Origin of the sequence: Mycobacterium sp., assembly GCF_035499775.1 — a bacterium.
Classification (GTDB): domain Bacteria; phylum Actinomycetota; class Actinomycetes; order Mycobacteriales; family Mycobacteriaceae; genus Mycobacterium.
In genome coordinates this window covers 1-3,550 of the sequence record NZ_DATJYB010000387.1, presented here as the reverse complement: position 1 = coordinate 3,550, position 3,550 = coordinate 1, and the positions used below count along the sequence as shown (strand labels likewise).

The following is a 3,550-nucleotide window of genomic DNA, read 5'->3' as shown; positions in this document are numbered from 1 at the left end:
GACAACGGCGCGGCGCTCAGTCAGTGTCCCCGTCTTATCGAACACAACGGTGTCCACCCTGGAAAGGCGTTCGAGCGCGTCGCCGTTGCGGACGAAGATCCCGAGCGCCGAGGCTCTCCCGCAGCCGACCATCATCGCCATTGGCGCGGCCAGCCCCATCGCGCACGGGCAGGCGACGAGCAGTACTGACAGGGCACTCAGGACCGCCGTGTCGTGGTCGCCCCCGGCGACCCACCACACCGCGAACGTCGCGAGGGCGAGCAGGAGTACGGCGGGGACGAACACCCGGCTGACCCGGTCCGCCAATCGCTGCAGCGGTGCCTTGTCACGCTGAGCTTCCTCGACCAGGCGCTGAAGGCGTGCGAGCACCGACTCCGAGGCCAGGGCCTCGACGCGCACGACGAGCGCCTCCTGCCCGTTGCGCGTGCCGCCCGTGACCTGGCTACCGGGGCCGCGGTCAACGGGCAAAGGCTCGCCGGTAAGCATAGATTCGTCGACTGCTGACCACCCGCTCACGACGCTCCCGTCGAGCGGAATCGCCTCATTCGGCCGCACCCGCACCAGCGCCCCCACCGGCACGCTCTCGGGTGCGACGAGATCGCCGCGCTCGCTGTCAAGATCGGTGACCACCCGGGCCAGGGGCGGACGCAGCGAAAGCAGCGAGTGCATGGCGCCTACGGCGCGGCGGCGCGCGGCGGCCTCGGCGGCGCGCCCGCTGACCAGGACGGCGACAATGAGGGGCGCCATGGCGTAGTGCAGTCGTCCCGCGAACGCGCCGGCGCCGCTGTCGACGTGGATATGGCGGCCCCCGGCGGCAATGACTTCGACGACCTGGACGGCGACCGCACCGAGGGTGCCGATCGCGATCAGGGTGTCCATGCTCACTGCGCCATGACGCAGCAGGCGAGCGGCGTTGCGGAGGAACGGCCAGCCGCCGGCGAACTCGACGACGACGGCCAGGACGAGGGCGATCCATCCCGTACCCGCGGTCTGGGGCAGGAGGAGCGACACCAGCAACGCGGCGATCGCCAGGGGCCAGGAGATGATCGCACGCAGCACCCACCGGTCGCTGTGCTGGCGGCGAGCGGATCCGGCGGCGGCATCGACCGCCTTGGCGCTGTAGCCGACGTCGGCGACGGTCTGGCAGAGTTCGCTGGCGCTAATTGCTGAACCGTTGTAGGAGACGAACGCCCGGGCCGTGGCCAGGTTGACCGAAGCACTGGCCACGCCGGGCACGCGGCCGAGCGCGTGCTCGATCCGTGCAGCGCATGCGCCGCAGTGCATGCCGCCGAGCTCAAGCTCGACGGTGGCGAAAGGAACTTCCCTTGCCTGCGCCGGCGCTGTCGTTTGCGAGGAAGTGGTCAGCACTGCGACCCCGGCTCCTGAAGATCTGGAATTGCTCAGGTACTACGGACGGGATGTCTCCCTAGTTGTGAAAGGTGAGGGTTTGCACGGTGGAGGTGGATGCGTTGTGCCCGGGTAGGGATGCGCCGTCGATGGCGTACAGGGTGCTGCCGATCGCTATGACGGCCAGCCCGTGCCGGGGTGCGGCCAGGTCCGGCAGGCTGGTCCAGGTCGAGCTGGTCAGGTCATAGGCCCAGACGGTGTTGAACACGGTGCCGATGCTCTCGCCGCCGGCCACGATCAGCCGGCCGCCGACGATCGCCGCGCCGGCGTCGCTGACCTTGCCCGGCGCGGCCGGCAGCTGGGTCCACCGGTCAGTGGCCGGGTCGAAGCGCTGCACCGCCGCGGTATTAGAGGTGACCTCGATCCTGCGCCCGCCGACGGCGTACAGGTAGGTGCCGTCCGACGCGGCCGCCAGGTGATCCCCCGGAACCGGGATGCCGGCCGCGTCGTGCCAGCTGGTCCCGTCGAAAACCTCGGTGGGGATGACCTCCTTCGGGGAGGTGCCGCCGGTCCGCCCGCCGACCACGACGATCTTGTTCCCCACCACCGCCGCCGCGCCGGCGCCCCGCGCGTGGTGCAGTTCAGGCCCCTCCACCCAGGCGGTCTCGGCCTGGTTCAGGTACAGCACCCGGGCGGAGGCGACCCCAGCTATTTCGCTGCCCTGCGGCTCGAAACCGCCGATCACCCACACCGTGTTGTGGTACGACACCATCATCGCGTGATGCAACTGGACCGGCAGATTCGGGCCCGGGGTCCACACGCCGATCGAGGGGTCGTAGAACTGCGTCTTCGCGGTGGCGTCTTGCGCGTCGGTCAGACCGCCGGCCACCCAGATCCGGCCGCTCTTATCCACCGCCGCACCCACCTGCTGGATGGCGTACAGCGAAGCAGTGCCCAGCTGCCAGCTCCCGGCAGGCTGAGCGGGCCCCGGGAGGACGGTGAGGGTTTGCATGGTGGAGGTGGATGCGTTGTGCCCGGGCTGGGATGCGCCGTCGATGGCGTACAGGGTGCTGCCGATCGCGGCGACGGCCAGCCCGTGCCGGGGTGCGGCGAGGTCCGGCAGGCTGGTCCAGGTCGAGCTGGTCAGGTCATAGGCCCAGACGGTGTTGAACACGGTGCCGATGCTCTCGCCGCCGACGACGATCAGCCGGCCGCCGACGATCGCCGCGCCGGCGTCGCTGACCTTGCCCGGCGCGGCCGGCAGCTGGGTCCACCGGTCAGTGGCCGGGTCGAACCGCTGCACCGCCGCGGTATTAGAGGTGACCTCGATCCTGCGCCCGCCGACGACGTACAGGTAGGTGCCGTCCGACGCGGCCGCCAGGTGATCCCCCGGAACCGGGATGCCCGCCGCGTCATGCCAGCTGGTCCCGTCGAAAACCTCGGTGGGGATGACCTCGGCCGGGGACGTGCCGGCGGTCCGCCCGCCGACCACGACGATCTTGTTCCCCACCACCGCCGCCGCGCCGGCGGCACGCGCATGGTGCAATGCAGGCGCCTCCACCCAGGCGGTCTGGGCCTGGTTCAGGTACAGCACCCGGGCGGAGGCGAGCCCCTCTATCGTGCTGCCCTGCGGCTCGAAACCGCCGATCACCCACACCGTGTTGTGGTAGGACACCATCATCGCGTGATGCAACTGGAACGGCAGATTCGGGCCCAGACTCCATTTACCGGTCGTCGTGTCGTAATACTCCGTCTTCGCCGTGGCGTCTTGCGCGTCGGTCAGACCGCCGGCCACCCAGATCCGGCCATCCAGCACCGCCGAACCCACCTGCTGGATGGCGTACAGCGAAGCAGTGCCCGGCTGCCAGCCAGTCTTCAGGCCGATGCTGTTGTGTACGGGCACCCACCAGTTCCACACGTCCCCGTGTACCGGTCCAGACACGACTCCCATCATGTTGCCGACGTCCTGGGTCCACACCATGTACTCCAGGCCCTGGGTGTAGTTGCAGAACACCCGGCCCGCGGCCTGGTCGTCCTTCACCGTGCCCGTGGTCATCTGGTCGACGGTGTAATTGCTCGTGTGCTGGAACAAGTGGTTCCAGCTGGCCTCGCCGTTCGTGAACTGGTAGCCGCAGTTGCTGAAGTTCTGCTTGAACTGGCCGGAGTTCAGCGACGAGACCTTGGCCGTGTACGCCGCGTACAG

General features: G+C 69.4%; 2 protein-coding genes. Both read right to left on the bottom strand.

Annotated elements, in window-relative coordinates; translation table 11 throughout:
- Nucleotides 1–1,368: HAD-IC family P-type ATPase (locus VML93_RS23945; protein ID WP_325614766.1), on the bottom strand; the 1,368-nt coding region annotated here is incomplete at its 3' end.
- 58 nt (nt 1,369–1,426) lie between these two features.
- Nucleotides 1,427–3,550, bottom strand: a 2,124-nt coding sequence (locus VML93_RS23940; protein WP_325614765.1) for a Kelch repeat-containing protein, incomplete at its 5' end; no start/stop codon positions are given.